This is a genomic window from Candidatus Obscuribacterales bacterium, assembly GCA_036703605.1.
Classification (GTDB): Bacteria; Cyanobacteriota; Cyanobacteriia; order RECH01; family RECH01; genus RECH01.
Map to the genome: position 1 here is coordinate 1 of DATNRH010000524.1, position 2,535 is coordinate 2,535.

At 51.8% G+C, this 2,535-nt stretch carries 2 protein-coding genes; both read right to left on the minus strand.

Annotated features, from left to right (window positions below; genetic code table 11):
• Positions 1–115: 115 nt before the first annotated feature.
• Positions 116–2,203, minus strand: coding sequence for a 3'-5' exonuclease (locus tag V6D20_11350; GenBank protein HEY9816379.1), 2,088 nt, complete (start codon positions 2,201–2,203; stop codon positions 116–118).
• Positions 2,203–2,535, minus strand: a 333-nt coding sequence (locus tag V6D20_11355; GenBank protein HEY9816380.1) for a DUF86 domain-containing protein, incomplete at its 5' end; no start/stop codon positions are given. The genes V6D20_11355 and V6D20_11350, both read right to left, overlap by 1 nt.

The following is a 2,535-nucleotide window of genomic DNA, read 5'->3' on the forward strand; positions in this document are numbered from 1 at the left end:
GTTGTCTGCAGGTCAAACTAGATAGAAATCATGCTGCACTGAGGAAGATTCCCTTTTTTCAGCAAGCCCTAGATACGCTATGTATTCAGGGCATTATCTAGATAGCTGTAGCTCTCTAACCGGACTTGGTATCCGTCCATAAGTCATCTAGAAATTCGGATGCAGGATCAACACCGCTGACTAGCAAATAGTCCCTCGCTCTGGTACATGCTACGTATAACAAATGGCGCTCGGTGTTATAAACTTCTTCCAAATCTGACTCATCTGAAATATATTCTATTCGTTCTTGCAGTGGGATCACTTCATCATCACAAGCCATGACAACAACAGCTCGAAACTCTAGCCCTTTGGCAAGATGCATGGTGCTCACGGCAATATGACCAGGGGTATAGGCGATATGGTCGTCTAATTCAATGGGTGTTGCGCCTGCTTTCTGGATAGCTGCGATCGCTCTTTCTAATTGGGGGCGATCGCGTACGAAAACACCGATCTCGTCAGGCTGGAGGTTCATGGTCAGATGGTTAGCAATCCATTCTGCCACCGACTCAAGTTCGTCGTCTGGAGAATTATGGATCTCCACAACTGGGGCAGGGCCGTTAAATACTGAAACTGTATGACGACGCTCTTCTCGGTTGCCGTCTACATCACTGATGCTGCTGGGCAGGAGGCGATCGGCAGCGGCACGAATTTGATGGGAGGTGCGGTAGTTGATGGTGAGGGTATGGGATCGACCTCGGATATCAACGCCTAGGGCTTTCCAGGAAAAGGGCTGTTGGAAAATGCGTTGGCCTAGGTCGCCGGTGAAAAATAGGCTATCGGGTCGTTGGCAGCCCAGGGCAGCTAGGAAGCGCAGCTCGGCTACGCCCATATCCTGGGCTTCGTCAATGATGGCAAAGGTGTAAGGGTAATCACCCGTTTGGATGAGATGCTCGGTCACCTGTTGAAAGATGGTGGGCCAGGTCAGTTGCTGGTGTTCGCCTAAGTGATGGTGAACCTGTGCAAAGATCTGCCATAGGATCTCTCTCTGTTTTATCCCTAGGCGGGTTTTGCGGCCCAGTCTAGGTACGTCGCGATAAGCATCCCAGGTTGTCAGCCGCCATGGGTCTACGACTGTGCTCCACTCGCCCCATAGGAACGTACCCGTAAATTTTCCTGGGGCACTATCTTGGGCGATCGCGACCAGATGCGATCGCAGGTCTTCTGGATCAACCAGATTAGGTGGTAAAGCAAAGGCAGTATAAAGCTCCAGCGCTACCTCTTGGATGGCTTTAACCTCAATCCGGTCGATGATACTTGGCTCATTGCCAACCAGACGATACAGCTTAAGGGCCAGTGCATTGGCTAGGGCAGGGGAGAAGGTTGTTAATAAAACGGTCGATTGGGGATGGGAACGGGCCAACCATACGGCGCGATGGAGACCGACAATGGTTTTACCGGTGCCAGCGGAACCTGAAACGCGGGTCGGGCCGCTACAGTCTCGTTCCACAAGCGATCGCTGCCCTGGATGCAGGAAAACAGTCCATTTTTCCCAAGGATATTGGAGAGCCCGGTCTAGTTCTTCACTATTACTCATCACCCGGAAACGCCGTTGGGCATCGGGATGCTTGAAGGGATCTATATCATCAGGAATGGCAACCGGTTTCTGGGGTTTTCCGCCAGTCGCCAGTTCTAGGAGGGCTTCGGCAGCTTCTTGGGGGAGGTGGTCGGCTAGGTCGAAGAGGGTGTCTTCTGTAGCAGCTTGGGCATCGTCTAGCCATTCTGGGGGCACCCCATAGGCTAGGAGGTCTTCGGCTGAGATGGCGGCAAACAACTGAGGTTTGGGTGAAGCGACAGCCGGCACCGTGACTGTTTTTTGGATGATCACCTCTTCTACCGTTTCCCGCACCTCCACCAGTTGAGCAGCACCGGTTTTGGGATGGCGCTCGATCTTGCGCCGCCTGGCCCAGGTGTAGGCATCATCGTGGTGATCCACGTAGCAAAGCATGAGGCTAGCATCAGTTTTATGGACAATGAGGCGAATGTCTAGATTGACGCTAACTGACCAAAAGTTGGGGTCTTTGACGCGATCGAGTTTGTGAAACCGTAGACCAGAACTCGTTGAGTTGAGCTGGAGGTCGAAGGCAGCGGTTTTAACTACTTTTTGCTCTTGGCTGGTCAGCTTGGTGAGGCTGTCGGTGAAGGTATCTGCGATGCGGAATTCCATTAGTCACCTAGAAGTGGAGTAATCGCTTGCAACAGATCAGGGATACTAGATTTTAGGGTAAGCCAAATACGATCGACATCTACACCTTCGTAGTCGTGAATGAGTTTGTCTCGCATTCCTGCCATTGCTGACCAAGGGATATTAGGATGTTGGTTGCGGAATTCAGGAGATAGGCGTTTGACAGCCTCGCCTAGGACAGCAATTTGATAGAGTACGGCGGATTGGGTCTTGGTGTCGGCGGCAAAACCTTCTTGGGTCACGCCGTTCACGAAATCTAGGGAAAATCGGGCAGCTTTTGCTATATCAAGGAGGGATGCTTGATCACGCGGGTT

Coding starts and splice junctions, on each gene's coding strand:
- V6D20_11350 (HEY9816379.1), bottom strand. CDS start 2,203: ATGGAATTCCGCATCGCAGATACCTTCACCGACAGCCTCACCAAGCTG.